Genomic DNA, 24,289 nt, shown 5'->3' with positions numbered 1-24,289 from the left:
AGTCCAACCGGAAACACTTATCTCTGATATGCTTTAAGTGTTTCCGGTCGGCAAAGTTTGCTCACGGGAAACACTTATGAGTCGCGGACCTGGCCGAATTGAACGTACCATTAAGGATCTGCTGGCTGAATGCCCGACGAGTGCGTTCACAACCGACGAAATCATCCAGGCGTGCTTTCCTGACGAGTCGACCATATTGAAGAAGCACCGCGTGTCCGCCTTGAGGTCGCTGCGGAAGACCTCAATCGGCTGGTTTTCGGAAATGATCAGTCATTCTCACGGAGCTTTCGTTATCTACAATCCTTACAACTTGCGGTCATACGCGATTGGACGAACGCGAGCTCGTGAGTGGGATGAGAGCAGGAGATTGTCGCGCAGCATTCCCGTGACTTCTAAAAGAGCTGAGGAAATGCTCCTGGGCGACATAGCGTCTCCTTATCCGAGGGACTGCTCCAAATGGATCAGAACCGATGGGCCGTACCCTGTTGCGGTAGCGCGGTGGAACGCCATGAGGTTCGGAGACACAGCCGAAGCTGAGCGACTGTGGGAGAGATTTAAAAAGCTTGCACAGACGGCAGTCTACCGGCCTGAAGCTATCACGGGTGATATCCATCCTGACTTCCTGCAGGCTGCCGCCTAACCCTCACCGCCACCACCAACTCTACCAAAACGACGGCGCGCCCGGCGGTGAGCCCTGCTGCGCAAAAAAATACCCCGCCGAGTGGCGGGGTGAGATGGGGGTGACCTGATTGGAGTCCATACCGAAACGCGCCGTGGGCGCGCTTGTTCCAACTGAGGAGAAGCAAATGACTCATAAAGTAACCGTCGACGTCTTGGACGAGGCTGTAACGCCCGGCGCCATCATCGATGCCGCTAACCGCATTATCGAAAAATCCATCGACCTCGACCTGGACATCGATGACATGACCGCTGACCAACAGCGAGACACCGCGGAGGCCCTAAAGACGTGCGCTGGTATGTTCAGCGCTTATGCCGCCGACTTCCGAAACGCGGCAACCAATAACTCCTACTAACCACCACCACCACCATCATCACCACCACCACCCTGCCGGCAAGCGCCGGCGGGCGCGCCTCTGTACGCCAATCTCTCCGGAAAGGATTGAGAAATGACGGATGAAGACTACCACCTGTACACGGCCTACCTGATGGCCGGCGATAAGATTCGTGGAAGGCATGGCTTCCGCATCCCGGCTCTCGTTATGGAGCAATGGGAGCGACAAGGGTATGCCGTGCTGCGTACCAATACGCTCGCTCGGCACTACGGTGTCGGCCGGAAAACTATGTGGCGAACTATACAGGCCGCTATCAACGCGGGGTTCATCCATGAGATCGGACGCACCGCCGAGGGGAAGGCAATGTACATTCCCTGCTTCGAACGCGGCCGGGAATGGCAGGCTTCACGGGAGATGCGCGCAAGTGGCAGTCACTGATTTCTCCGACGGGCCAGTCGCGCAACTCAACCTCCTGCGCTCCATCATCCTATCTGGATGGTCAACAAGCCTGGACCACAAAATTTCAGCAGTGATCATAGGCAGGTACTACCGGAAGCATAATGGTGCACGAGCCAGTCTTCGCTTCCTTGAGGAAGGGACCGGGGCCACCCGCCCCAACATCATCGCGTCTGTTCGGCGCCTGGTCGCTCACGGCGCTTTCGCTGTGAAGGTTGAGGGTAAAGGCACCCGCCCCACCGAATATGCTTTAAACTTCAACTTCTCTAGCGGTATTGCCCACGATACCTCTGCTAGCGGTATTGCCCACGATACCTCATGCGGTATTGCAGACGATACCTCTAATCCTGCTAGCGGTATCGCCCACGATACCAAAACCTACCTACATGTACCGGCTTACAAAGCCGGTTTACATGAAGGTAGGAATTTCGAAGCCGCGCCGTTGGCGCCGCCTGTACTCGGCCTGGCGGCCAGTACGGCGGACACGGCTTCGGGAGATGATTTTGATGAGTTTTGGAGGGCATGGCCTCGCAAGCATGGAAAGAAGAAGGCTGAGGCCGAATGGAAGAAAATCGTTGCCGATGCTCGAACTGTGATTCTCGCAGCACAGAAGTGGGCGTCGCATTACGATCAGGCCGGCACAGATAAGAAGTGGATTCCCGAGCCCGCAAACTGGCTGAGGGACGAGCGCTGGGATGAGGATCTGCCTATCATCCATATTGACGCCAAAGGGGCGGCAATCGCGAAATCAAAGGCAAACGCGTCGGCCAGCAAACGGTCGCTGCCTGCCGCCGTCAGCAGCCATTCGGCAAGCCCCGCCAAATCAGAAGAGCCCAGTAGGTTTGGGGTGTCCCCTGACAGGTTGGCGACTGGCACCATCGAGAAAGTCGAAGACTACACTTATGATGCGGATGATGGCGCGAAATCACTGACGGTCTACTATCGAACCCAAACAGATGAGTTAGTTGAGCAATTCATAATCTACGAGAGCCCTGACGAAAGCGAGCAGCGAAAGGGGCAAGCTGAACTGCAGCAGCTGTTCGCCGCAGTTGAACTTGATGGAGCAACTGGCGCTGCGGAACTCGTGGGTCGCAAAGCCGATCTGGTGCTGAATGAGAGCAAGGTTACGTCTGTGAGCAAACCCTGGGTGCCAGGTCCGAAAAACCCCCGGAACTTCCCGCGCTGGAAAGACGTGGTGACGAACACTCCATGGGGCGGGTGGGCGAAGAAACTCGGAACCAGTACAGATGAGGATGAGGCGGCGTGAAAGGTGGCAGATTGCAACGGAATCTGCCACCTTCCTTATCAACCCTGCCTTACCGCCGGAAGGCGGCAGCCAGCCCGAAAAGACCAGATCCCTTGCCCTGAAGGTTCAGAATCGGCTCAAGCTGGCGCCGGAGGTCAGTCTCAATGCGAAACCGCTCCGCTTCACTGGTGGCCAAGAGGTGAACGTGAACCTCGTTTGCTCCGAGCAAACGGGCCAGAAACATCTTGTCGCGATAATGTTCTGACATCCGGCGATCATAGTCGCCGGTCTGCCCAACGTACTTCGCGTCGCAATGCCCGTAGCCATTGTGCTGTGCAAAGAGATACACCGCGGGGCCTTCATAGTAGAACTGATCAATCGGAAAAGCCGAAGTGATCCATTGCGTACCTGAAGCGCCACGCCACCATCCAATGCGACCGCACGTCGCCGTGGAAAAAGTCATGTATCCAACTTTCTGCGGCTTGATCAAATGACCTGAACGAAGTAGCACGGGATTGTCAGATCACCGATTTCAAATCGCGCGTTTGCTTCGGCAAGCTGCTTATCCGTGCAAACTCAGGTTAGTGGGTGATTCCACTGGCCCGACTCTGATTCGTTTTGTCGGAATTTGCAATCGATGCAAGCGTAGATTTGGTGGCTATCCACATGAACAAAACGAAAACCAGCCCCTACATGCAGTAAGGGTGTGTCAGCACGGCCAAAAGAAAAATTCTGCTTTCCACATCCAGTGCGGGCGGAGAGACAATCGGAGGCAAATTCGTAACCGTTACGATTTTCCTCCTCCGCCATTGCAGAGGCGCTGCGGGTAGAGATGGGCAACAGGCGCGGAGGCGATACTACTTCCGGCAAACAGAGCAATGTGCAAAATTTTGCACATTGGACGGGCCAAAAGACCCGCGAAATCGTCGCCGAGAAAGCCGGCTGCGGTCTTGGTGAAGCGGTCTGCCTTGTCTTCGATCAGTTCGCCATCGTGGCGAACTGATTTTCTATCACCGCCCTCTCCGATCAAAGTCTCAATTTGAGACTTTGATTTCGGCAATCTCGCGCATCCCGTGCGCCGATCCCGACGTTTTTGATCTCGTCGCAACTTGCGACGAAATCACAGTGGGCGATGGTGGCGTCGCGGTTGGCCACGTTGGGTCGTGGCCAGAAAAAGCAGATGTGGAAATTTCCATATCTCAGCCACCCGCATACACATTTTCCATAATTTGTCAATACACCTATTGACAAATCTTTTAGAATGTGCTAGACACCGATAATCGCCCTAATGGCGACTCCCCGACAATCGATTCCTCAAATTCACGGTGACGGCCTTGAATGAAGAAATCCCGGTTTTTGACCGGCGCGACACTCTGCCTGCAATTCTCGAAAAGGGCGAATGGGCGCCTCGTCGAACTCGAATCCGCTCGTCGGGCGTGACGGTGCGATTACCTGGAGACCCGCCGCCAAAACACTGGTGGGCGGCTGCGCCGGAGGGACGGCAAGAAGAATGGATGAGCCTTTGGATCAGAAACGGGGCAGCCTGGTATTCTTCTCAATGGTCGTCTGGGCAGGAGGCAAATGACAACGAAGACTGGCCGCTTCAAAAGCTTCTCCGCACGGAAAAGAACGAGCATTGCCTCAACTTGGCCGTCCGATACAGAAATCTGCACGATACCGCGACCATGCCGACGCAGCTGGTCGGACGGGAAGCCGTCGACCTCTACGTCATACACAGCAAGGACGAGGAAGGCCGGGACAAAGGACCGAAGGTCGTTACCGGCAAGCGCGCCAATATCGACACGCCTCCGCGCCGCGCTGCGGTAACAAGCGACGAAACCAAGAAGCGCGCCGCGCCGGTACCGAAGGCATGGACCGGCGACTGGCCAGTCCTGGCAGCGATTGACGCCAAGCGCGAGATCGCCTTGCTCCGCGCCAAGCTGGCCTATGTGCCCACCATTATTGATGCCTTCGAATGGTCTGTCGTCGATGGCCTGACTCTTGAAGCAATCGGCAAGCGCCTCGGCGCCGGAAGCAAGGGTGCGAAGGGTGAAGCCCGCGCTCGCATCTTCGATGGCTTCGGGATTGTCGACCGTCATTGGCGTGGCCAGCGACAAAAGGCAGCGTAGGGGTACCTCATTTTCCCGCGCCAAAGGGTAACTATGTCAGAGGGTCGCAGCGATGCGGCCCTTTCGTATTTCAGGGCGGCCGTCACCGCTCTGACAGGTGGGCGGCCGCGCGCGGTTGCTCACCGCCTATCCAAGCATCGGCGGGTTTTTTTCCTTTCCCGCTGATCACCCCGCCGGCGCTGCATAGCGACGCGGGGCAAGTTTCCCCGATATAGTCGGATTCACCAGCTGCGCCGATTGGCGCAGCTTTTTTTATTTCAACCAAAGTGACCACCGTTGTCAGTCACGCGCGTCAGAGGAGGCGCCGATGTTCGATACCAAACAGATCGCAAAGGCGATCCATCTTTCGGAAGCCGCAGTTCGCCAATGGCTTTCGCGCTCCCCTGACCTGGCGTTGGGTCACATCGACGGCCATGCCCGAAAGTTCGATAAACACGACGCGATGACCGTTGTCATCGGTGCCGAGATGCTGCGACACCGCCTCGGCCGCCCTCACGAGTGTTTCGCCGCGGCACGTCGGATCCTGGCGACTGGCGCGTCTGAAACCTGGGCCTTTCGTCCTCACGGCGGCGCCATCACCACCACCAGCGACCGACCGGAAGGTGCGGCTGTGTTTCTGCCGATAGATTTTTTGGGACATCGGCTGTGTCCGGTGATCGAATTCGCCACAGGAGCCGCAGAAGTATGACGACTGCCGTTCTTAGGGCTTGCTGCCCTGCTGGCCAGGAACGCGCGCAGGGGTATCTGGCATCACCTGACGGCGATGTCACCGGCTTCGGGTACACAAACTGCTCCGGACCCGCGGTCGGCGTCGTCGAGCACTTCATCGAAGAGCGTACCGCGTGGCACGAAGCCGCGCACGCCGTTATCGGTTATCTGGCAGGCTGGCCGATTATCTCCGTCAGCATCGTGCCGCCTGAACGCGTCGTATTCGCCATTCGCAGCTCCGAACGCGAGCCATGGCTGAGAATGGTCGGGGCACTCGCCGGTGGTGCCGGTGAGGACGCCCGCATCGGTTGGTTCCTCGATGAGCCAGCTGACAGCGTCAATGATTTTGTCAGTCGTGCATATGATTTTTGCGGCGGTCAATGTGACGGATGTCGGGCAGCAACGGCTGCCTGGCAAATCGTCGGATTTTCTGCATCGCAGAACGCCGCAGCCGATCAGTGGCGGGCGGCGGAAACCGAGGCTCGGAGGCTATGCGCACTCCCGCGCGTGCGCGCCGCCATCGAAGACCTCGCAAACGCACTTATGGCGGCGGGCACCCTGACCGGAGAAGGCGTCGCTGCCATCATTTCGAAAAACATCAAGTTCGGCGCGCTCGCCGAGAAAGGAAAATATGTTCGAGAAAATTCGAAAACTGCTGAAGTCGCAAACAGCTAGCGACATCCGCCAGGCACTTGCAGAGCTCGGGGTTGCCGAGTTCGCCAATGCGCTTGCTGCAGCAAGGGCGAGGCGAACGGACCTGTTGCTTACCGGAACTGACGAACAAGTCCTGGAGGCAGAGAAGGCTGTCGAGGTTGCGCGCCTCAGCTTCGAACGCGCCGACGCAGCGCGCACTGAGCTCGAGGCAAAACTTGCCGCTGCCGAGGCGGCCGAATGGGACGCCGCATTTCAAAAAAAATGGAATGCCGCAGACGCGGACGCCGCTGCGACATTCGAATTCATTCGTGAGAAGGTCGTCCCTGCAGTCCAAATCATAGAGGAAGCGCTGCAGCGCAAAGCCGCAAGCGACGCGAAAATTCGCGAGATTGTGCAAACAATTACGGTCCATTCTTTTCAGGACAATGCCGCTGGCCGCGCCGGCCTTCCGCAAGACGTTAAAAGCCGGATAAACTCGTCCGCCATCTTGCCGTCCTGGCTTTCAGCCAGGTTCGAACGCCACTAATCGGGATTTTCAATGACCCAGAATATTCAAAACCTGCCCCGGTTCGGGCGGGACGCAGAGGTGCGTTCGGCCTCCTTTGACGAGGCGGAAAACACCATCGAAGTGATTTGGACTACCGGCGCCCCCGTGCGCCGTTGGTCGTGGCGGCACGATCGATACTACCAAGAAATCCTTGAGGTCACTCCGAAGGCGGTCCGCCTCGACAGGCTTAATGCCGGCGCGCCGTTTCTGGACTCGCACAGCGATGGCCGTCTCGCGCACGTCATTGGCTCCGTTGTCCGTGGCTCCGCCCGTATCGAGGGCGGCATCGGTTATGCCCGGATCAAGCTGTCGCGCGCCGATGAGGACAAAGCCATCATCGACAAGATCCGCGACGGCATCATCCGAAACATCTCTGTCGGCTACGCCATCCATAAGGTCGTCAAGACCGATGCGGACGGAGACGGCAATGACGAAGAGTGGCGCGTCGTGGACTGGGAGCCGCTGGAAATCAGCGCTGTTCCCGTGCCTGCCGACGCGGGAAGTCAGATACGCGGGCGCGAGCACAACGTCGAGATGCCATGCGAATTCGTCACAGAGACGGATGAGCGGTCGACAGCCGAGATCCGCGAAGCGATGGCGAGTCGCCATTTTGCAGCGCTGCCCAATTTGGCAACTCGAGCCCACGACGCATTTGGAAAAGGCGCAATTTGCGAGGATTTCCTCCGGTCGATCCTGGCGGCAGATGAGGCTACGCGCGAACATTCCGATCCTCTAGTCGCCGCGGAGGCAGCATGGGCTGCCTGCGCAGGAATGGCCCGTGAAGACCGCATCGCCGCCTACGCCGCGGCATTTGCGATTACCGCAGCCTGACCAGCGCACCACCATCAACACCAAGCCGCCGGCACCCGTCGAGCGGCTTTTCCTATGTCCAGAAAGGACGATCAATGACCAGCTACACACTCTCCACGCCCGTTGAACATAACGGCGTCACCTATTCGGAATTGACTTTCCGCGAAGCGACCACCGGCGACCTTATGGCGGCCGATCACTTCAAAGGCGAGAACAGCAAAATGTTCGCCATCCTCGCTTCGATTTCGGATGTGCCTATGCCTGCCTTTAAGAAGATCAAAGTCGGCGACCTGACGAAGATCATGACGGCCACGGCATCCCTCATGGGGGAGCTCTCGGAGCCGGTGGAGATTACCGCCTGAAGGCGGGCGTTATAGCGGCGGTTCTCCACGAGCCGCCGTCCAACATCGAACGCTGGCCGCCGGCCAAGACCGACGCCTGGTATCAGACGGCCGTCGAAATCCGCCAAGCCATTGGCTGAGCCCGCTTAAGGCGGGCCTCTTTCTATCAGGAGGTGCCATTGGCCGTCCTCAGTTCCACCCTCAAGCTGTCACTGCTGGATCATGTGTCCGCGAACGCTCGCCGGATTACCGGCGTTCTGAATGGCCTGCAGCGCCAGCAAACCCAACTGATGGCGCCGTTCCGCGGCGGCCTAGGCCAGATCATGGCTTTGGGCGCGGGATACGTTGGCGCGACTGAAGGCATCGATTCAACGGCCGGCGCGGCGATGCGCTTCGAGTCTGCGTTCGCGGATGTGCGAAAGGTCGTTGATGCGACCGACCAGCAGTTCGCGGAAATGCAGAGAAACATCCTCAGCCTGGCGACAACGCTGCCAACGACCGCTACTGACCTGGCCGCGCTCTATGCAGCCGGAGGCGAGTCCGGCATTGCCACCGCTGATCTGAACGAGTTCGCATTGATGGCTGCCCGCGTCGGCATCGCCTTCGACTTGTCTGCTGGTGAAGCCGGCGAATCCCTTGCCAAGCTGAAGACGCAGCTGGGCCTGTCAATCGGCGAGACCGGCGAGTTCGCCGACGCCATCAATCACCTGTCGAACAACATGGCCAGCAAGGCCAGCGATGTGACGGACTTCATGCTTCGCGTCGGTGCGTTCACAAAGATTGGCGGCCTGGCGAAAGAACAGACCGCCGCACTTGGCAGCGCCATGATCGCGGCCGGCGCAGATCCTTCCACGGCTGCGACTGCAATGCAGAATGTCGTGAAGGCCATGACGCGCGGGGCATCGGCGAAGAAGTCGCAGAAAGCCGTAGCCAAGGCGCTCGGCCTCAATCTTCCGCAGCTTGCCAAGGACATGCAGAAGGATGCACCGTCGGCAATCAAGAAGGTTCTGGCCGCAATCGGCAAGGCGCCGAAAGACCAGCACGTTGCGCTGCTTTCGGACTTCTTTGGCGATGAAGCCAAGGCTTTTGCCCCGCTGATCGGCGATCTGGGACTGCTGGATGATGCACTTCAAAGTGTTGGCGACCGCACCAAGTATGCCGGATCTGCCTTCCGCGAGTATGTGGAACGCGCCAAGACGACCGAAAACGTCCTGTCGATTCTGCGCAACAAGTTCTCCGAAGTTGGTATGCAGTTGGGCGACCGGATGCTGCCCTCCATTCGTGAGGCGGCGCTGGGCCTGGGCAATGTGCTCGATACCCTGAGCGAACGCAAAACGGTCTTCGAAGACTTGAACTGGGCGGCGCAGGGCTTCCTGCAGGGCCTGGGCATGAAGGGCGGAATCAAGGAGTCCATCCAAGAGCTTGGCGACCTGCTACTTGGTCCGGCGGAAGGCCCGACAAAAAAACAAGATCACATCGCCGCGGTATTCGCTCGGTTTCGCGAGTATGGCGCAAATCTGCGGGAACTCAATGACGCTATTCGCTCCAGCCCTGTAGCGTCGTTCATCACTGATCTCGGCCTCGCCGTTGGCGGCATGGGCTTCAGCAAGTGGTTTCGGATCTACGCAATCGCGACAGGCATCAAGGCCGTTGTGGATGCAGCTCGCGGCGCCTCATCAATTAAGGAGTTCACCGACAACCTTAAGGGCCTGTCAGCCCTCGAATGGGCGGGCGTCGGTGCCGGACTGCTCATGATTGCCGAGCGGGCGAAGGCGGCAGTCAGTTGGTTCGAAAAACTGAAGAACGTCACGCCGAAGGTCCCGCCTGTGACGCCCGGAGGCGCCACATCTGGCACGACGACTGGCAGCACCACGCCGTCCCGTGCAGCTCCTGCAGGTGGGTTCAACCTCAAGAACTTCGCCGGTGGACTGCTCAAAGGTGGCGCAGCGGGAGCGCTGGGGTACCTCGGCGAAATGGGGATTAACAAGCTTTTCGATTGGGCTTTGGAAAGGGCTTCGCGGAGAATCTCGTTCTCCAACGTCTTGCGCCCGAGGATGCGTTCAAGCTCGCGCACGCGATCTTCCAACTTCTTCATCTCGGAATTGCCGATAACCGGCTCGTCGGAATCCACGGCCACCGCACCTCCCTCGCTCAGGAGCCTACGCCAGCGATACAAGAGGTTTGGCGCAACTCCATGCCGCCGCGCCGCAGAGGAAACGGTCTCCCCGGCGGCATAGCTTTCCTCGATGATCTGCAGTTTGCGTTCCGTTGTCCAGCGTCGCCGCCGGACGTCACCGATCATCAGATCAACCTGTCGAAACTCGTTAGACATAAGCCTATCCTCAAGCCTGTGCTTGAGCCTTCCTGCTTATGCTGAGTGTCCGGTCGAAAGTGGGGGCAGTTCAGCGGGAGCTTGGAGAGTGAGTTTTCGCTCATCCGGCAATATCCGTTAGCTAGGTTCAGTAGGGAGGGTTACGCGAAAAACGCGGGCGTGTCTCGGCGAAGGGCCCATTGTGAAAGTGAAAGCTTCTTGGAGCGATATTGCTGGAAGTGATTAATTCACCTTGATTGTTGTAAATAAATGCGAAATAAATTTGATATGCAACTTTATCTTGTAAACATCAAAAACATTGGGGAGGCTTTATCTTGATGTACATGAAAATAATAAGCATGATGGGTTTCGCAACGTTAATTGCTACACCGGCGTTTTCCAATGGTTGTGAGAGCATAATTGCTCTTTCAAAAGTTCAATCTGTGACGATATCAGATGAATCCACGGTTGATCAGCACGCAGCAAATTTTTGCAATGAATATTCAAGTGGCTCCCGAAAGACCGAAGGCACAAGCTTTGGAGCGAGCTACGAGTTTTTGTCTGCGAGCTTTGGCCAATCTGGATCGTCCCTAGAGGAAGTCGCAAGTAAATACTGCTCGGCCAGCGAAACAGGCAAAGCATCGAAAGATTCATATAGACAATACGTCGAATCTATCTCGCCGAACGCCTACAAATCATACGAACAGTGCGTTAAAATGAGCGAGCAAAGTATCAAATATAATATAGATGAGGCTAGCATTCTACCAGAAGAATTTACGTTAACGGTGTCATTTTCCGCGGCATCCACAAACGATAATACAGCCGAATTGGCCGTTTCATCGCCAAGGGATGTTGCTTGCTCTTGGGGAAACAACAATGAAGACAATACCGTTATACGCTCTGGAGCAACCGAATTCCTTAAGTGCTCGAGGACAGACACCCAGAAAAAATCTTACGTCACCGTAATCAGCAAATCTCACGCGAGCACACCAATGTCCCTTTCTTGGCCAGCCTACAGCCCGGAGGGATATCCTGTGGACAGACTAAAAGAAATGCACGCGCTGCTTGAAAGCTTAGTGGACGCAGGGAAAGCCAATAAATCGGAAATCACTGACCTCAAGCGCCGCCTGAATGATAGAATCAATGGGATTAAATTGAACATCACACGGGGTGCTGATCTTTATGATATCGGCGAAAATGGCGGAGAACGGAATTGCGACGGCGACGGCATTGCTTATGGCTTCAAAAACTCAGCTAACCATTCGCTAGACATGTGGCGGTGCGCTTCCGTTGGAGTCACCGTTCCGCCCGAGCAATAGTCTATATGCGGCGCTTGAGAAAAAGCCCGTCCCTGCATGCGGCACAGGGACGGGCTTTGCGCGCCGCAGGCGGGCCAGCTGGGCGCGCGGGATCGCCGCTCGGCCGGGCGGCCTGTGGTGCTGGCGGCGGGGATGGGGGGAGTTAAGCGGCCTCGGCTTCCTGCGGGTCCAAGCCAAGCAGGCGCCGGTACATCGCGACATCATCGGCGCGCATCGTTTCGATGCGCAGAATGCGGAGGCTGCAGAGGTCGTCGATCGAAACATCCACATGATGGCCGCGACCATTGAAGAACATGGCCTCGACCTCGCCGTTAGCATGAAAGCCGAGGATCGTGACGACCCCCTTGGTGCCGCCGGCCTTTTCGAAGGTGATGGAATCGCCGATGCCGAAAAGTGGTGGATCGGGTGAGAAGAAATGGTCAAGAATGCCGGCCAGCGGCGGGACCATCGGGAGGCCGTGTGGTCTGGGGGCGTGGGCGTTCATGGTCATGCGCTCCGTCTTCTCGGAACCAGTCGGCGGGGAAGTGCAAGTCTGTCGGGGGCAAGCGGGGTCGTTCGCATTTTGGGGTGCGCTCCGTTGATAAATTTTGTGGCGTTTGTTACGGTGTAATAAGAAACTACCACCCTGTGACAACAATGTCAACACGGTGTGCTAGATATTTGTTACAGGGTAATAATTATGACGCCGACCCAGCTTCGAATGGCCCGATCTGCGCTAAAGATCGGTGTTCGCGATCTCTCCGAGATGGCCAGTGTGACGACCGCCACCATAACTCGATATGAAAATGAACGCGGCGGCTTGAACGCTTCGACTCGCGACAAGTTGCAGACTGCTCTTGAGGCTGCCGGCGTTGAATTCATCGAGGACGGCGTTCGGCTACGCGCGAAGTCATGACTCTCCCGAATCGTGGAACGGCAAGCTCTGACTACTCAGGAAAGAATGAGTGCCATTAGGCTTCCATTAATGTCACCAAATTGCTGCCAGTAGTGGCGACTCGGTGGCGACCAAAGTCCTCAAGCGGTTCAGAAATTGCAACTAAGTCTTTGATTTTTTTGGTGAGAGCGCAGGGATTCGAACCCTGGACCTACTGATTAAAAGTCAGTTGCTCTACCGGCTGAGCTACGCTCTCCCACAACCGGGGTAATGAGACCCCGTCCGGAAGTGCGCGGAACATAGGCAGGTCATTTTGCGCGGTCAACCGAAAAAATGATGGAAATCGTCTCTTTGCATGCTTTTCCTCAAGCAAACGCGAAAAGGTGATTGGCGCAAGCGGTCCGGCGTGGTTAGGAAGGCGCATTGTCCGTCCGTCCGGAGTTTCGTTTCGTGATTGCCGATGTCTCCTTCCTGAGCGCGCTGTTTGCCGGGGCGCTGTCTTTCCTGTCGCCTTGCGTCCTGCCGCTCGTGCCGCCCTATCTCTGTTACATGGCTGGCGTTTCGGTGGAGGATTTTCGCAACGGGCAGGCAACGAGGGAGGCAACGTTCCGGCGGCATGCGGTCCTTTTGGCGGCATTCTTCTTCACCCTCGGTTTTGCCACCGTCTTCGTGGCGCTGGGCGCCGGCGCCTCGTCGATCGGCACGCTGTTGCGCCAGCATCTCGACCTGCTCGCCAAGATCGGCGGCGTCATCATCATCGTCATGGGGCTGAATTTTCTGGGTGTGTTCCGGATCGGCCTTCTGGCACGCGAGGCGCGGTTCCAGGGTGGTGGCAAGCCGGCGACGTTGACGGGTGCCTATGTCATGGGCCTGGCGTTTGCCTTCGGCTGGACGCCCTGCATCGGCCCGGTGCTCGGCGCCATCCTTGGCGTTGCGGCATCGCGTGAAACGGTTACCGATGGTGCGGTGCTGCTTGCCGTCTATTCGCTCGGCCTTGCGGTGCCGTTCTGGATTGCCGCCGGCTTTTCCGGCGCCTTCATGCGGTTCCTGACAAGGTTCCGCCGTCATCTTGGCCTGGTCGAGAAGATCATGGGCGTCTTCCTCGTGCTCACCGGCCTTGCCTTCATCTTCGGTTTCGTCAGCGATGCGGCGATCTGGTTCCAGCAGACCTTCCCAATCCTGATGCAAATCGGCTAAGGCACGGTCAGACTATAACGGCAGGGCGGTCTCGCCGCACCCACGATTGGAAAGCGCATGGCTGCCATTTTCGGGCTGTTGATGCCGTTCTTCGGCCTGATCCTCATCGGTTACGCCGCGGCGCGCATCACGCGCCAGCCGGCCGAGGCGCTGGGCTGGCTCAACACCTTCATCATATACGCCGCCTTGCCGGCACTGTTCTTCAAGCTCGTCGCCCGCACGCCGATCGAAGAGCTGACGCGGGTGGATTTCATCGCCACCGATCTTGCCGCGACCTATCTGGTCTTTGCCGTCATCTTCGCGATCGGATGCTGGATACGCAAAAATTCCGTCGCCGACAGTACCATTCAGGCCTTTGCCGGCGCTTATGGCAACATCGGCTACATGGGACCGGGATTGGCGCTGCTGGCCTTTGGCGAGAAGGCGGCAGTTCCGGTGGCGCTGATCGTCTGCTTCGAAAACGCGCTGCATTTCATCGTCGCGCCGGCGATGATGGCGCTGGCCGGCGGCGACAAGCGGTCTCCGGGGCAACTGGCCAGGGACGTGGCGCGCAAGGTGGCGCTGCATCCCTTCATTCTGTCCTGCGCCGCGGGCTTTCTCGTTGCAGCGCTTGCCGTGCCGATCCCGACGGCAATGCAGGGGCTTGTGGATTATCTCGCCCAGGCGGCGGCCCCTTGTGCGCTTTTCGCCATGGGGGTCACGCTGGCGCTTCGGCCGCTGAAGCGGGTGCCTGCAGAAATCTTCTACATCGTGCCGGCAAAACTGATCGTCCACCCGCTGCTCGTCTACGGGCTTTTGACCTGGGTCGGCGGTTTCGATCCAGTGTGGATCTCGTCGGCGGTTCTGCTCGCTGCGCTGCCCACCGCGACGAATGTCTTCGTCATCGGCCAGCAATATGGCGTCTGGCAGGAGAGGGCGTCCGCCACCATCCTGCTAACGACGGTCGCATCCGTCGCCACCGTCTCCGTCTTCCTTTATCTGTTGAAGTCCGGCCTATTGCCGCTTTAGCTTTTCGCGGAAAAACGCCGGCAGCGAGCGCAGGCCGCGGCCGGGTTCGATGCCCTCGCGCATCACCAAGCCGCGCAGCGGCGGCACGCCGGACAGCAAATGCAGGCCGGCGGCCCGCATCATCTGCACCGGCAGGAAATCGGAGAGCAGCGAGCGGTTGAGCAGGTCGACACCGGCCGTGCGCGTCATGATGTCGGCGCGGCGGCGGCGGTCGAAACTGTCGCCGGCCGTCGCCGCAATCGGCGTTCCCGCCTGGCCGGACAGGATCTCGGTCAGGGTGATGATGTCGCGCAGCGACAGGTTGAGGCCCTGCGCGCCGATCGGCGGGAAAACATGGGCGGCTTCGCCGATCAGCGCCACGCGACCCTTGCCGAATCGGTTCGCCATCATGCCCGACAGCGGCCAGGTCTGGACGCTGTCCTCGACGCTCACTGCGCCCAGCATCGATTGCATCCGTGCCTCGACGCGCCGGCCGAGTTCATCGAGCGGCAACTGACTGAATTCTTCCGCGGCTTCCGGTTTCAGGACCCAGACCAGGCTGGAACGGTTGCCCGGCAGGGGAACCTGGGTAAAGGGTCCGCTTTCGGTATGAAACTCGGTCGAGACATTGCCGTGCGGAATGCTGTGGGCAAAGTTGAGCACCAGCGCCGTCTGCGGATAGGACCAGCGGCGCACGCCGATGCCGGCGCTTTCGCGCAGCGGCGACCGGCGGCCGTCCGCGCCGATGGCGAAAGCCGCTGTGATGATACGCTGGTCCTGCAGCCGCACAGTCACCTCGTCGGCGGAAATATCGATCTGCTCGGCACGGTCGGTGAAGACCGTAATATTGCCTTCCGCCGCCACGGCATCACGAAGCACGTCGCCCAGGATGGCATTGGGGATGTTGTAGCCGAAGGCATCCAGCCCGACTTCGCTCGAACGGAAGGCGACCGTCGGTGCGCGCAACAGGCGATTGGTCCCGTCGATGATCTGCATGACGGAAAGCGCTGACGATTGAGGTTTTATCCGCGGCCACAGCGTCAGGCGCTCCATCAGCCGGATAGACTGGTCCATCAGCGCCGTCGTCCGGCGATCGTCGTTTACATGAGGCGGGGCGGCAAGGGCGACGGAACGGCCGCTGCGCGCCAGCGACAATGCGGCGATGGAACCGGCCAGGCCGCCACCGATCACGACGATATCGAACTCAGTCATCTTCTTTCCTTTATTGGTCTTTGGACCCTAATGCTTTGACCTGTTGAAATCCATGGGATGAATTGGCGCAGAGGGTGAATTTCCCGGGCCGCCACGGTACGGTGGCGGAAAACGCTCGGCGGACCACTGGCAACATTGTGGAAAGAATGCATATTTGCCATGGGTGCCGGTCTGCAGGCTCCGACGGGGCGGATACGGAGAGACATGAAGATTTTCAATTACAAGCGGGTGCCCTATGCCGAAATGCGGGCATTTTCCGTGCATATCCTCACCGCCTCCGGCTCGTTCCTGGCCTTTCTCGGCGTTGTCGCCGCTGCGGAGCATCGCTTCGTCGACATGTTCTGGTGGCTCGGCCTGGCGCTGCTCGTCGACGGCATAGACGGCCCGATCGCCCGCAAGGTGAAGGTCAAGGAAGTGTTGCCCAACTGGTCCGGCGACACGCTCGACAACATCATCGACTATGTCACCTACGTGCTTTTGCCGGCCTTTGCGCTCTATCAGAGCGGCATGATCGGCGAGCCCTGGTCCTTCGCCGCCGCCGGCATGATCGTCGTCTCCAGCGCCATCTATTATGCCGACATGGGCATGAAGACGGACGAATATTTCTTCTCCGGCTTCCCGGTCGTCTGGAACATGGTGATCTTCACGCTGTTCGTGGTGCAGGCAAGTGCGCTCGCAGCGATGATCGTCGTGACGCTTTCCGTCATCCTGACATTCCTGCCGATCAATTTCCTGCATCCGGTGCGGGTGCAGCGGCTTCGGCCACTCAACATGGCAATTTTCGCCGTCTGGTCCATTCTCGGCATTGCAGCGCTGTTGATGCATTTCCAGACGCCGCTCTGGCTGAAGGTGCTCTTCTGCCTGACCGGACTTTATCTTTATTGCATCGGGGCGGTGCTGCAGTTCTTCCCCAGCCTCGGAAAAAGGATCTGAACCGATGTCGTCAGGCAAAACCAGAGCGATCGTCATGCGTGAGACCGGCGGGCCGGAGGTGCTGAAGATCGAGGACATCGATCTGCCGCCGCCGGCTGCCGGCCAGGTGCAGATCCATCATGCGGCTGTCGGCCTGAATTTCATCGACGTCTATTTCCGCACCGGCCTGTACAAAGCGCCGAATGGCCTGCCTTTCGTTGTCGGCAAGGAAGGGGCAGGGACGGTTACCGCAGTCGGTGCCGGAGTAACGGATTTCGCCGTGGGGGACCGCGTCGCTTACGCCAGTTCCGACGGCGCCTATAGTGTCGAACGCAATATCGAGACGCGCCACCTGGTGAAGGTGCCCGAAGGAATTTCGCTGGAGACGGCGGCGGCGATGATGCTCAAGGGCATGACCGTCGAATACCTGCTGAACCGCACCTACAAGGTCGGCCCGGATACGGTGCTGCTGTTTCATGCTGCCGCAGGCGGCGTCGGCCTGATTGCCGGCCAGTGGGCCAAGGCGCTTGGTGCGACGGTGATCGGCACAGCCGGGTCCGACGACAAGGTCAAGCTGGCATTGCAGCACGGCTACGACCACGTCATCAATTATCGCGACGACAACTTTGTCGAGCGCGTCAGGGAAATCACCGGCGGCAAGGGCGTCGATGTCGTCTACGACTCGATCGGCAAGGATACGTTTCCGCATTCGCTCGACTGCCTCAAGCCGCGCGGCATGTGGGTCAGTTTCGGCAATGCCTCCGGTCCGGTCGATTCCTTCAGCATGAGCCTGCTGGCACAGAAGGGTTCGCTCTTCGCCACGCGACCGACACTCTTCGCTTACATTGCCACGCCGGAAGAACTGAAGGCTTGTGCAGAATCGCTGTTTGCTGTTGTGCAAAGCAACAAAGTGCGTATCAATATTCCGCAAACCTATCCGCTGGCGGATGCCGGTCGGGCGCATGCGGATCTGGAAGCAAGAAAAACAAGCGGAACAACGGTGCTGATCCCCTGATCCACAGGTGGCCGGCAAGAATCTGAGGGGGCTCAGTGACGGCGAACGAAATGTCGCGATCCGATACATTGCTGTCGGTTCGCAAGCTGACGAAGCTTTTCGGCAGCTTTGCAGCCTGCGACGGGATCGATCTGGACATCCGCCCGGGCGAGATCCATGCGCTGCTGGGAGAAAACGGCGCGGGGAAATCCACGCTGGTCAAAATGCTGTTCGGCGTCCTGGCGCCGACCTCCGGCCAGATCTTGTGGAAGGGCGAGCCAGTGCGCATCGCCTCGCCGGGTGCCGCCCGGCGGACCGGTATCGGCATGGTGTTCCAGCATTTTTCGCTGTTCGAAGCCCTGACGGTGGCGGAAAACATCGCATTGTCGCTCGACCCCAGGATATCGCTCGCCAAGATTTCCGAAGAGGCCGCCGTCCTTTCCCGCAATTACGGCCTGCCGCTGGACCCGAACGCCCATGTCGCCGATCTCTCGGTTGGTGAACGCCAGCGTATCGAGATCGTCCGCACCCTGTTGCAGAACCCCGAACTGATCATCCTCGACGAACCCACCTCGGTGCTGACGCCGCAGGAGGCCGACCGGCTGTTCGAAACGCTGGCCAAGCTCAAGGCCGAAGGTCGCTCTGTTCTCTATATCAGCCACCGGCTGGAAGAGGTGCAACGCATCTGCGACCGTGCCACCGTTTTGCGTCATGGCAAGGTGACCGGCGCCTGCGATCCAAGGGCGGAAACGCCGGCCTCGCTGGCCCGCATGATGGTCGGCAGCGAGGTGGCCAACGTCACCGCCGCCGGGATGAACACCAAGGGCAACGTGCTGCTCGAAGCCCGCAACCTCAATGTCGCGGCACGCACGCCTTTCGCCACCGCGCTCAAGAACATCTGTCTCACCGTGCGCAGCGGCGAAGTGCTGGCAATCGCCGGCGTGGCCGGCAACGGCCAGAGCGAGCTGTTCGATGCCTTGTCCGGTGAATACCCGGTCGCTGAGGCGGACGCCGTACGGATTTCCGACAAGGGCGTGGGTACGTACGGCATCACCGCCCGGCGCCTGATGGGTGCCGGTTTCGTGCCGGAGGAACGTCACGGCCACGCCGCCGTTCCCGGCCTGCCGCTGTCCGACAATCTCGTCCTGGCGCGTAGCAAGTCCGATCGCAGGGTGTTCCTCGCCGGCGGGATTCTCGGCATCATCCGTTATGTCGCCGTTCGTCTGGCGACGAAGCGTATTTCGGCAGCCATGGACGTGCGCAAGAGCGGCGAAGATCCGCCAGCCGGCTCGCTGTCCGGCGGCAACCTGCAGAAATTCATCGTCGGCCGCGAGCTTGACCGGCAGCCGAACGTGCTGATCGTCAACCAACCCACCTGGGGCGTGGATGCCGGTGCGGCAAGCCGCATCCGCCAGGCGCTGGTCGATCTCGCCAAGTCGGGTTCCGCGGTGCTGGTCATCAGCCAGGATCTCGACGAGATTTTCGAAGTCGCCACCGAGATCGCCGTCATCAACGAAGGGCGCCTGTCGCCGGTCTATCCGGCCGAAGGCATGACCCGTGAAAAGATCGGCCTGCTGATGGGCGGTTTCCACGGCAAGGCAGAAGAGCGTGAGGCCGCGGATGCGCATTGAACTGGAAAAGCGCGCCGGCGCGTCCACCCTTTACTCCATCCTGTCGCCGTTCATCGCGCTTGTGCTGACGGTGATCGCCGGCGGCATCATGTTCGCCCTGCTCGGCAAGGATCCCGTTTCGGCGCTCTACAGCTTCTTCGTCGAGCCGCTTCTCGACATCTGGTCGCTGCACGAGATCGCCATCAAGGCGGCGCCGCTGATCCTGATCGGCGTCGGGCTTGCGGTCTGCTACCGCTCCAATAACTGGAACATCGGCGCCGAAGGCCAGTTCATCGCCGGCGCCATCATGGGCTCGATCCTGCCGGTCACCTTCTACGACTGGCATTCGCCGCTGCTTCTGCCGTTGATGATGATCATGGGCATGATCGGCGGGGCACTGTATGCCGCCGTGCCGGCCTTCCTCAAGGCGCACATGAACACCAACGAAATCCTGACGAGCCTGATGCTGGTCTATATCGCCCAGCTCTTCCTCGACTGGCTGGTGCGCGGACCGTGGCGCAGCCCGGATGGCCTGAATTTCCCGATCACCCGCGATTTCGTGCCGGAAGCCGTCCTGCCGGAACTGATTTCCTCCGGGCGCGCCAACCTGGGTTTCGCCTTCGCCATCATCGCCGCGCTGCTGCTGTGGCTGATGATGCGCTACACGCTCAAGGGTTTTGAGATCACCGTGCTCGGCCAGTCGGAGCGGGCAGGGCGTTTTGCCGGCTTTTCCTCACGCCGGATGATCTGGTTCTCGATGCTTCTGTCCGGCGCGCTTGCCGGGCTTGCCGGCATCGCCGAAGTCAGCGGCGCGATCAACAAGCTGCAGCCGATCATCTCCCCCGGATACGGTTTTACCGCCATCATCGTCGCGTTCCTCGGGCGCCTCAATCCGCTCGGCGTCATCGTCGCCGGCCTGCTGCTGGCCCTGACCTATGTCGGCGGCGAGGCGGTGCAGCTGACGCTCAGCGTTTCAGACAAGGTCACCCGCGTCTTCCAGGGTCTGCTGCTGTTCTTCGTGCTCTCCTGCGACACGTTGATCCTCTACAAGATCCGGATAGTTTTTGCCGGCCGAACCGCCGAAGACGGAGCGAACTGATGGGTATCGTCGAAGCGATCCTTTTGACCGTCATCACCGCCGCCACGCCGCTGGTGCTGGCCGCCATCGGCGAACTGGTGACCGAGCGCGCCGGTGTCCTCAACCTCGGCGTCGAAGGCATGATGATCATGGGCGCGGCGCTGGCCTTTGCGGCAACGCAGATCACCGGCTCGCCCTATATCGGCATTCTCGCCGGCATCGCCTGCGGCGCGCTGTTTTCGCTGCTCTTCGGTTTCCTGACCCTGACGCTGGTCGCCAACCAGGTGGCGACGGGCCTGGCCCTGACCATCCTCGGCCTCGGCATCTCCGGCCAGATCGGCGAACCCTATGTCGGCATGTCCGGCATCAAGCTGCAGCCGATCGTCATCCCCGTTCTCGCCGACATTCCCTTCATCGGGCCGCTTTTGTTCAAGCAGGACCTGATCTTCTACATGTCGATCGCTTTGATCATCGGCGTGCACTGGTTTCTGTTCCGCAGCCGGGCCGGCCTGAAGCTGCGCGCCATCGGCGACAGCCATGGTTCGGCGCATGCACTCGGCATCCATGTCATCGGCACGCGGTATCTTGCGGTGATGTTCGGCGGCGCCTGTGCCGGCCTTGCCGGCGCCCAGCTCTCGCTGGTCTATACGCCGCAATGGGTGGAAAACATGTCGGCAGGTCGCGGCTGGATCGCCTTGGCGCTGGTGGTCTTTGCCTCGTGGCGACCGGCACGGGTGCTGGCCGGCGGTTATCTCTTTGGTGCCGTGTCGATCAGCCAGCTGCATGCCCAGGCCTTTGGCGTCGGCATCCCCTCGCAGTTCCTGTCGGCTCTTCCCTATGCGGCTACAATTGTCGTACTCATTCTCATATCTCACAATCGGCGCATGACGCTGATCAACACGCCGGCATCGCTCGGCAAGCCGTTCGTGCCCGATCGGTGAGCTGCAAAAAACAACAAAATTACTCCAACCGACAGAGGTCGACATGAAAAAACTGATATTCGCCCTTGCCACATCGGCAGCCGTTCTGGGTTTTGCCGCGGCGGCAGCCGCTGAGGACAAAACCAAGATCTGCTTCATCTACGTCGGCTCCAAGACCGATGGCGGCTGGACCCAGGCCCATGACCTCGGCCGTCAGGCGCTGCAGGAAAAGTTCGGCGACAAGATCGAGACGCCGTTCCTGGAAAGCGTGCCGGAAGGCCCGGATGCGGAGCGCGCCATCGAGCGCATGGCCCGTTCCGGCTGCGCCCTGATCTTCACCACCTCGTTCGGCTTCATGGATGCGACCGTCAAGATCGCCGCAAAGTTCCCGGACGTGAAGTTCGAGCACGCGACCGGCTTCAAGTCTTCGGCCAACCTCGCCACCTACAATTCGCGTTTCTATGAAGGCCGCTACATCCAGGGCCAGATCGCCGCGAAGATGTCGCAGAAGGGCGTCGCCGGCTACATCGCTTCCTTCCCGATCCCGGAAGTCGTCATGGGCATCAACTCGTTCATGCACGGCGCACAGTCGGTCAACCCGGACTTCAAGGTCAAGGTCATCTGGGCCAACACCTGGTTCGACCCCGGCAAGGAAGCCGACGCCGCCAAGGCGCTGATCGATCAGGGCGTCGATATCCTGACGCAGCACACCGACACCACCGCGCCGATGCAGGTTGCGACCGAACGTGGCATCAAGGCCTTCGGCCAGGCCTCCGACATGATCAAGGCCGGCCCGGAAACCCAGCTGACGGCGATCGTCGACACCTGGGGCGCCTACTACATCAAGCGCACCCAGGCGGTTCTCGACGGCACCTGGAAGTCGGAGCAGATCTGGGACGGCCTGAAGGACGGCATCCTGACCATGGCGCCCTACACCAACATGCCTGACGACGTGAAGAAGATGGCCGAAGAAACCGAAGCCAAGATCAAGTCCGGCGAACTGCATCCGTTCACGGGTCCGATCAAGAAGCAGGACGGCACCGATTGGCTGAAGGACGGCGAGAAGGCCGACGACGGCACGCTGCTCGGCATGAACTTCTACATCGCCGGCGTCGACGACAAGCTGCCGCAATAATGAATACCGAAAGGGCGCCGAAACGGCGCCCTTTCTTTTTCAGGAAGAAGCGCCATCGGCCTCGTCTCGCCGAACAAGCTCATACGTAAAATTAGAAATTTTCTATATCTTTATGTTATTAAATAATAATATTGAATTTGGTGGATTTTAATGCGTTGATTCAGCATATCCACGTAATGATATGTTTTTATTGGAAACTGCGACAAAAACCTCTTTCTCAAAACGCCATCGATGTAACGGAATATTTGAGCCCGGTTTCCGTCTGTGACTTGCCGCTTGGGCGGTTCAAAGGTTAGGGCAGGAGCCGAAAGATAAAGCGGAATTTTCGGAGATTCTCATGGAACGCAGTTGCCTTGCCGTCATCCTCGCCGCCGGTGAAAGCACCCGCATGAAATCGTCGATGTCGAAGGTGCTGCATCCGGTCGCCAACCGCCCGATGATTGCGCATGTCATGGATGCGATGGCAAGGACGGGCATCTCATCCGTGGCCCTCGTGGTTGGCCGCAATGCCGAAGAAGTCGCCAAGGCGGCCAGTATCGACGGCGTGATCGTCGAACCCTTCATGCAGAAGGAACGCCTCGGCACCGGCAATGCGGTGCTGGCGGCGCGCGAGGCGATTGCGCGCGGCTATGACGACATTCTGGTCGCGTATGGCGATGTGCCGCTGATCACGGATGGGCCGTTGCGTGCCGCCCGTGAGGGGCTCGCCGCCGGCAACGATATCGTTGTCATCGGCTTCCATACAGACCGGCCGACCGGCTACGGTCGCCTGCTGGTCGAGAATGGCGAGCTGGTCGCCATCCGCGAGGAAAAGGATGCCACGGACGCCGAACGCGCCGTCACCTGGTGCAACAGCGGCCTGATGGCGATCAACGGCCGCAAGGCCCTCGACCTGCTCGGACGGATCGGCAACGACAATGCCAAGGGCGAGTTCTACCTGACCGACGTGGTCGAGATCGCCCGCACGCTCGGCGGCCGGACGATTGCCGTCGATGCGCCTGAGGACGAGCTGACCGGCTGCAACAACCGCGCCGAACTCGCGGTCATCGAACGCATGTGGCAGGAGCGGCGCCGGCACGAGATGATGCTGGCGGGCGTTTCGATGATCGCACCGGAAACCGTCTTCCTGTCGCACGACACCAGCATCGCCCAGGACGTGATCATCGAGCCGAACGTCGTCTTCGGCCCCGGCGTCACCGTCGAGACGGGCGCCGTCATCCATGCCTTCTCGCATCTGGAGGGCGCGCATGTGAAGGCAGGCGCCACCGTGGGGCCCTTCGCGCGGCTGCGGCCGGGCACGGATCTGGCCGAAGGCGCCAAGGTCGGCAATTTCTGCGAGGTGAAGAATGCCGAGATCGGCGCCGGCGCCAAGGTGAACCATCTGACCTATATCGGCGACGCCTTCATCGGCGCAGGCAGCAATATTGGCGCCGGCACCATCACCTGCAATTACGACGGCGTGAACAAACACATCACCCGCATCGGCGCAAACAGCTTCATTGGCTCCAACTCGGCGCTCGTCGCGCCGGTGACCATCGGTGACGGTGCTTATGTCGCCTCCGGCAGCGTCATCACCGAGGATGTGCCGGCCGATGCGCTGGCGCTCGGCCGTGCCCGGCAGGAAATCAAGCCGGAGCGCGCCAAGATCATCCGCGAGCGCGCACTGGCGTTCAAGGCGGCGAAGAAAAAGACCTGAGCCGGTAACGAAGCGAAATCGAAAGTGAGCGGGCCGCCGATTGCGGTTCCGCCGAAAACCGCTACTGCATAGTCCCGACATCGAAACGGATCGAAGGCCACCTTGCGTTGGCATCGACGGGATCTGCGGCAAGCTGAGAA

At 59.5% G+C, this 24,289-nt stretch carries 24 protein-coding genes, 1 tRNA gene and 2 pseudogenes; 21 read left to right on the top strand and 6 right to left on the bottom strand.

Translation table 11 applies throughout. The features are described 5' to 3' along the window. The first annotated feature begins 806 nt into the window (after positions 1–806). From ACSQ3I_RS22655 to ACSQ3I_RS22645, 3 genes are all read left to right on the top strand, one after another. A complete protein-coding gene (locus ACSQ3I_RS22655; protein ID WP_436002673.1) occupies positions 807–1,034 on the top strand; it encodes a hypothetical protein in 228 nt (75 codons plus the stop codon). 93 nt (positions 1,035–1,127) lie between these two features. After that, positions 1,128–1,451: a hypothetical protein gene (locus ACSQ3I_RS22650; protein WP_436002671.1), complete on the top strand. Its 324-nt coding sequence runs from the start codon at positions 1,128–1,130 to the stop codon at positions 1,449–1,451. Continuing rightward, positions 1,438–2,736: a hypothetical protein gene (locus ACSQ3I_RS22645; protein ID WP_436002669.1), complete on the top strand. Its 1,299-nt coding sequence runs from the start codon at positions 1,438–1,440 to the stop codon at positions 2,734–2,736. Before ACSQ3I_RS22650 ends, ACSQ3I_RS22645 begins: the two co-directional genes overlap by 14 nt. Before the next feature lie 49 nt (positions 2,737–2,785). Here the strand turns inward: ACSQ3I_RS22645 and ACSQ3I_RS22640 are convergent, their stop codons facing one another. Together ACSQ3I_RS22640 and ACSQ3I_RS22635 are read right to left on the bottom strand one after the other, a co-directional pair. After that, entirely contained in the window at positions 2,786–3,178 is a 393-nt protein-coding gene (locus ACSQ3I_RS22640) for a hypothetical protein (protein ID WP_436002667.1), read from the bottom strand. Between the two features lie 324 nt (positions 3,179–3,502). Continuing rightward, on the bottom strand, positions 3,503–3,775 hold the full coding sequence (locus ACSQ3I_RS22635) for a hypothetical protein (protein ID WP_436002666.1): 273 nt from the start codon (positions 3,773–3,775) through the stop codon (positions 3,503–3,505). A gap of 274 nt (positions 3,776–4,049) precedes the next feature. On the opposite strand from ACSQ3I_RS22635, the gene ACSQ3I_RS22630 reads away from it, so the two are divergent. The 7 genes and pseudogenes from ACSQ3I_RS22630 to ACSQ3I_RS22600 form a co-directional block, all read left to right on the top strand. Further along, a complete protein-coding gene (locus tag ACSQ3I_RS22630; protein ID WP_436002664.1) occupies positions 4,050–4,844 on the top strand; it encodes a hypothetical protein in 795 nt (264 codons plus the stop codon). A gap of 307 nt (positions 4,845–5,151) precedes the next feature. Further along, complete coding sequence (locus tag ACSQ3I_RS22625) at positions 5,152–5,532, top strand: hypothetical protein (RefSeq protein WP_436002662.1); 381 nt, start codon at positions 5,152–5,154, stop codon at positions 5,530–5,532. Next, the gene (locus ACSQ3I_RS22620) at positions 5,529–6,227 is read left to right on the top strand and encodes a hypothetical protein (protein ID WP_436002660.1); all 699 of its coding nucleotides are present in this window, start codon (positions 5,529–5,531) and stop codon (positions 6,225–6,227) included. The genes ACSQ3I_RS22625 and ACSQ3I_RS22620 overlap by 4 nt, the downstream gene beginning before the upstream one ends. Beyond that, positions 6,184–6,732, top strand: coding sequence for a hypothetical protein (locus ACSQ3I_RS22615; RefSeq protein WP_436002658.1), 549 nt, complete (start codon positions 6,184–6,186; stop codon positions 6,730–6,732). Before ACSQ3I_RS22620 ends, ACSQ3I_RS22615 begins: the two co-directional genes overlap by 44 nt. Positions 6,733–6,744: 12 nt before the next feature. Continuing rightward, a complete protein-coding gene (locus tag ACSQ3I_RS22610) occupies positions 6,745–7,584 on the top strand; it encodes an HK97 family phage prohead protease (RefSeq protein ID WP_436002656.1) in 840 nt (279 codons plus the stop codon). 74 nt (positions 7,585–7,658) lie between these two features. Continuing rightward, positions 7,659–7,925, top strand: coding sequence for a phage tail assembly protein (locus ACSQ3I_RS22605; RefSeq protein WP_436002654.1), 267 nt, complete (start codon positions 7,659–7,661; stop codon positions 7,923–7,925). Positions 7,926–8,194: 269 nt separating this feature from the next. Beyond that, a pseudogene (locus tag ACSQ3I_RS22600) lies at positions 8,195–9,217 on the top strand (phage tail tape measure protein); the annotation flags it as partial. 677 nt (positions 9,218–9,894) lie between these two features. Here the strand turns inward: ACSQ3I_RS22600 and ACSQ3I_RS22595 are convergent. Continuing rightward, positions 9,895–10,236: pseudogene (locus tag ACSQ3I_RS22595) on the bottom strand (transposase); the annotation flags it as partial. Positions 10,237–10,550: 314 nt separating this feature from the next. Between ACSQ3I_RS22595 and ACSQ3I_RS22590 the strand changes: the two are divergent. Then, positions 10,551–11,534: a hypothetical protein gene (locus ACSQ3I_RS22590; RefSeq protein ID WP_436002652.1), complete on the top strand. Its 984-nt coding sequence runs from the start codon at positions 10,551–10,553 to the stop codon at positions 11,532–11,534. A 142-nt stretch (positions 11,535–11,676) separates the two neighbouring features. Here the strand turns inward: ACSQ3I_RS22590 and ACSQ3I_RS22585 are convergent, their stop codons facing one another. Next, on the bottom strand, positions 11,677–12,024 hold the full coding sequence (locus ACSQ3I_RS22585; RefSeq protein ID WP_436002651.1) for a hypothetical protein: 348 nt from the start codon (positions 12,022–12,024) through the stop codon (positions 11,677–11,679). Between the two features lie 189 nt (positions 12,025–12,213). On the opposite strand from ACSQ3I_RS22585, the gene ACSQ3I_RS22580 reads away from it, so the two are divergent. Then, complete coding sequence (locus ACSQ3I_RS22580; RefSeq protein ID WP_436002649.1) at positions 12,214–12,429, top strand: helix-turn-helix domain-containing protein; 216 nt, start codon at positions 12,214–12,216, stop codon at positions 12,427–12,429. 159 nt (positions 12,430–12,588) lie between these two features. On the opposite strand, the gene ACSQ3I_RS22575 is transcribed toward ACSQ3I_RS22580, so the two are convergent. After that, positions 12,589–12,664 (bottom strand) — tRNA-Lys (locus tag ACSQ3I_RS22575). Between the two features lie 194 nt (positions 12,665–12,858). Here ACSQ3I_RS22575 and ACSQ3I_RS22570 point away from each other — a divergent pair. Together ACSQ3I_RS22570 and ACSQ3I_RS22565 are read left to right on the top strand one after the other, a co-directional pair. Next, positions 12,859–13,605: a cytochrome c biogenesis CcdA family protein gene (locus ACSQ3I_RS22570; RefSeq protein WP_436002693.1), complete on the top strand. Its 747-nt coding sequence runs from the start codon at positions 12,859–12,861 to the stop codon at positions 13,603–13,605. A 57-nt stretch (positions 13,606–13,662) separates the two neighbouring features. Continuing rightward, positions 13,663–14,613, top strand: a complete 951-nt coding sequence (locus ACSQ3I_RS22565; RefSeq protein WP_436002647.1) for an AEC family transporter — start codon at positions 13,663–13,665, stop codon at positions 14,611–14,613. Here ACSQ3I_RS22565 and ACSQ3I_RS22560 read toward each other — a convergent pair. Further along, on the bottom strand, positions 14,599–15,804 hold the full coding sequence (locus ACSQ3I_RS22560) for a UbiH/UbiF family hydroxylase (protein WP_436002645.1): 1,206 nt from the start codon (positions 15,802–15,804) through the stop codon (positions 14,599–14,601). The genes ACSQ3I_RS22565 and ACSQ3I_RS22560 overlap by 15 nt on opposite strands. A gap of 204 nt (positions 15,805–16,008) precedes the next feature. Between ACSQ3I_RS22560 and pcsA the strand changes: the two genes are divergently transcribed. The 7 genes from pcsA (at position 16,009) to glmU (ending at position 24,149) form a co-directional block, all read left to right on the top strand. Further along, positions 16,009–16,737, top strand: a complete 729-nt coding sequence (gene pcsA / locus ACSQ3I_RS22555; protein ID WP_436002643.1) for a phosphatidylcholine synthase — start codon at positions 16,009–16,011, stop codon at positions 16,735–16,737. Positions 16,738–16,741: 4 nt separating this feature from the next. Continuing rightward, positions 16,742–17,731, top strand: coding sequence for a quinone oxidoreductase family protein (locus ACSQ3I_RS22550; RefSeq protein ID WP_436002641.1), 990 nt, complete (start codon positions 16,742–16,744; stop codon positions 17,729–17,731). 50 nt (positions 17,732–17,781) lie between these two features. After that, positions 17,782–19,341: an ABC transporter ATP-binding protein gene (locus ACSQ3I_RS22545; RefSeq protein WP_436002691.1), complete on the top strand. Its 1,560-nt coding sequence runs from the start codon at positions 17,782–17,784 to the stop codon at positions 19,339–19,341. After that, on the top strand, positions 19,331–20,419 hold the full coding sequence (locus ACSQ3I_RS22540; protein WP_436002639.1) for an ABC transporter permease: 1,089 nt from the start codon (positions 19,331–19,333) through the stop codon (positions 20,417–20,419). Before ACSQ3I_RS22545 ends, ACSQ3I_RS22540 begins: the two co-directional genes overlap by 11 nt. Next, positions 20,419–21,339, top strand: coding sequence for an ABC transporter permease (locus tag ACSQ3I_RS22535; RefSeq protein WP_436002637.1), 921 nt, complete (start codon positions 20,419–20,421; stop codon positions 21,337–21,339). The genes ACSQ3I_RS22540 and ACSQ3I_RS22535 overlap by 1 nt, the downstream gene beginning before the upstream one ends. Before the next feature lie 43 nt (positions 21,340–21,382). Then, positions 21,383–22,453 (top strand): BMP family ABC transporter substrate-binding protein, encoded by a 1,071-nt coding sequence (locus tag ACSQ3I_RS22530; RefSeq protein WP_436002635.1) that lies wholly within the window; start codon positions 21,383–21,385, stop codon positions 22,451–22,453. A gap of 337 nt (positions 22,454–22,790) precedes the next feature. Further along, a complete protein-coding gene (gene glmU, locus ACSQ3I_RS22525; RefSeq protein WP_436002633.1) occupies positions 22,791–24,149 on the top strand; it encodes a bifunctional UDP-N-acetylglucosamine diphosphorylase/glucosamine-1-phosphate N-acetyltransferase GlmU in 1,359 nt (452 codons plus the stop codon). Positions 24,150–24,289 lie beyond the last annotated feature (140 nt).

The sequence above is a fragment of the Rhizobium sp. LjRoot30 genome (assembly GCF_964253915.1).
Classification (GTDB): domain Bacteria; phylum Pseudomonadota; class Alphaproteobacteria; order Rhizobiales; family Rhizobiaceae; genus Metarhizobium.
This window is presented reverse-complemented; position numbering and strand designations above follow the sequence as displayed.

Excerpts from the sequence above, each read along its gene's own strand:
- ACSQ3I_RS22540 (WP_436002639.1), top strand. The coding sequence starts at position 19,331 with ATGCGCATTGAACTGGAAAAGCGCGCCGGCGCGTCCACCCTTTACTCC.
- ACSQ3I_RS22610 (WP_436002656.1), top strand. The coding sequence starts at position 6,745 with ATGACCCAGAATATTCAAAACCTGCCCCGGTTCGGGCGGGACGCAGAG.
- ACSQ3I_RS22640 (WP_436002667.1), bottom strand. The coding sequence starts at position 3,178 with ATGACTTTTTCCACGGCGACGTGCGGTCGCATTGGATGGTGGCGTGGC.
- pcsA (WP_436002643.1), top strand. The coding sequence starts at position 16,009 with ATGAAGATTTTCAATTACAAGCGGGTGCCCTATGCCGAAATGCGGGCA.
- glmU (WP_436002633.1), top strand. The coding sequence starts at position 22,791 with ATGGAACGCAGTTGCCTTGCCGTCATCCTCGCCGCCGGTGAAAGCACC.
- ACSQ3I_RS22620 (WP_436002660.1), top strand. The coding sequence starts at position 5,529 with ATGACGACTGCCGTTCTTAGGGCTTGCTGCCCTGCTGGCCAGGAACGC.
- ACSQ3I_RS22550 (WP_436002641.1), top strand. The coding sequence starts at position 16,742 with ATGTCGTCAGGCAAAACCAGAGCGATCGTCATGCGTGAGACCGGCGGG.
- ACSQ3I_RS22565 (WP_436002647.1), top strand. The coding sequence starts at position 13,663 with ATGGCTGCCATTTTCGGGCTGTTGATGCCGTTCTTCGGCCTGATCCTC.
- ACSQ3I_RS22650 (WP_436002671.1), top strand. The coding sequence starts at position 1,128 with ATGACGGATGAAGACTACCACCTGTACACGGCCTACCTGATGGCCGGC.
- ACSQ3I_RS22585 (WP_436002651.1), bottom strand. The coding sequence starts at position 12,024 with ATGACCATGAACGCCCACGCCCCCAGACCACACGGCCTCCCGATGGTC.
- ACSQ3I_RS22545 (WP_436002691.1), top strand. The coding sequence starts at position 17,782 with ATGTCGCGATCCGATACATTGCTGTCGGTTCGCAAGCTGACGAAGCTT.
- ACSQ3I_RS22535 (WP_436002637.1), top strand. The coding sequence starts at position 20,419 with ATGGGTATCGTCGAAGCGATCCTTTTGACCGTCATCACCGCCGCCACG.
- ACSQ3I_RS22625 (WP_436002662.1), top strand. The coding sequence starts at position 5,152 with ATGTTCGATACCAAACAGATCGCAAAGGCGATCCATCTTTCGGAAGCC.
- ACSQ3I_RS22615 (WP_436002658.1), top strand. The coding sequence starts at position 6,184 with ATGTTCGAGAAAATTCGAAAACTGCTGAAGTCGCAAACAGCTAGCGAC.
- ACSQ3I_RS22560 (WP_436002645.1), bottom strand. The coding sequence starts at position 15,804 with ATGACTGAGTTCGATATCGTCGTGATCGGTGGCGGCCTGGCCGGTTCC.
- ACSQ3I_RS22530 (WP_436002635.1), top strand. The coding sequence starts at position 21,383 with ATGAAAAAACTGATATTCGCCCTTGCCACATCGGCAGCCGTTCTGGGT.
- ACSQ3I_RS22655 (WP_436002673.1), top strand. The coding sequence starts at position 807 with ATGACTCATAAAGTAACCGTCGACGTCTTGGACGAGGCTGTAACGCCC.
- ACSQ3I_RS22605 (WP_436002654.1), top strand. The coding sequence starts at position 7,659 with ATGACCAGCTACACACTCTCCACGCCCGTTGAACATAACGGCGTCACC.
- ACSQ3I_RS22580 (WP_436002649.1), top strand. The coding sequence starts at position 12,214 with ATGACGCCGACCCAGCTTCGAATGGCCCGATCTGCGCTAAAGATCGGT.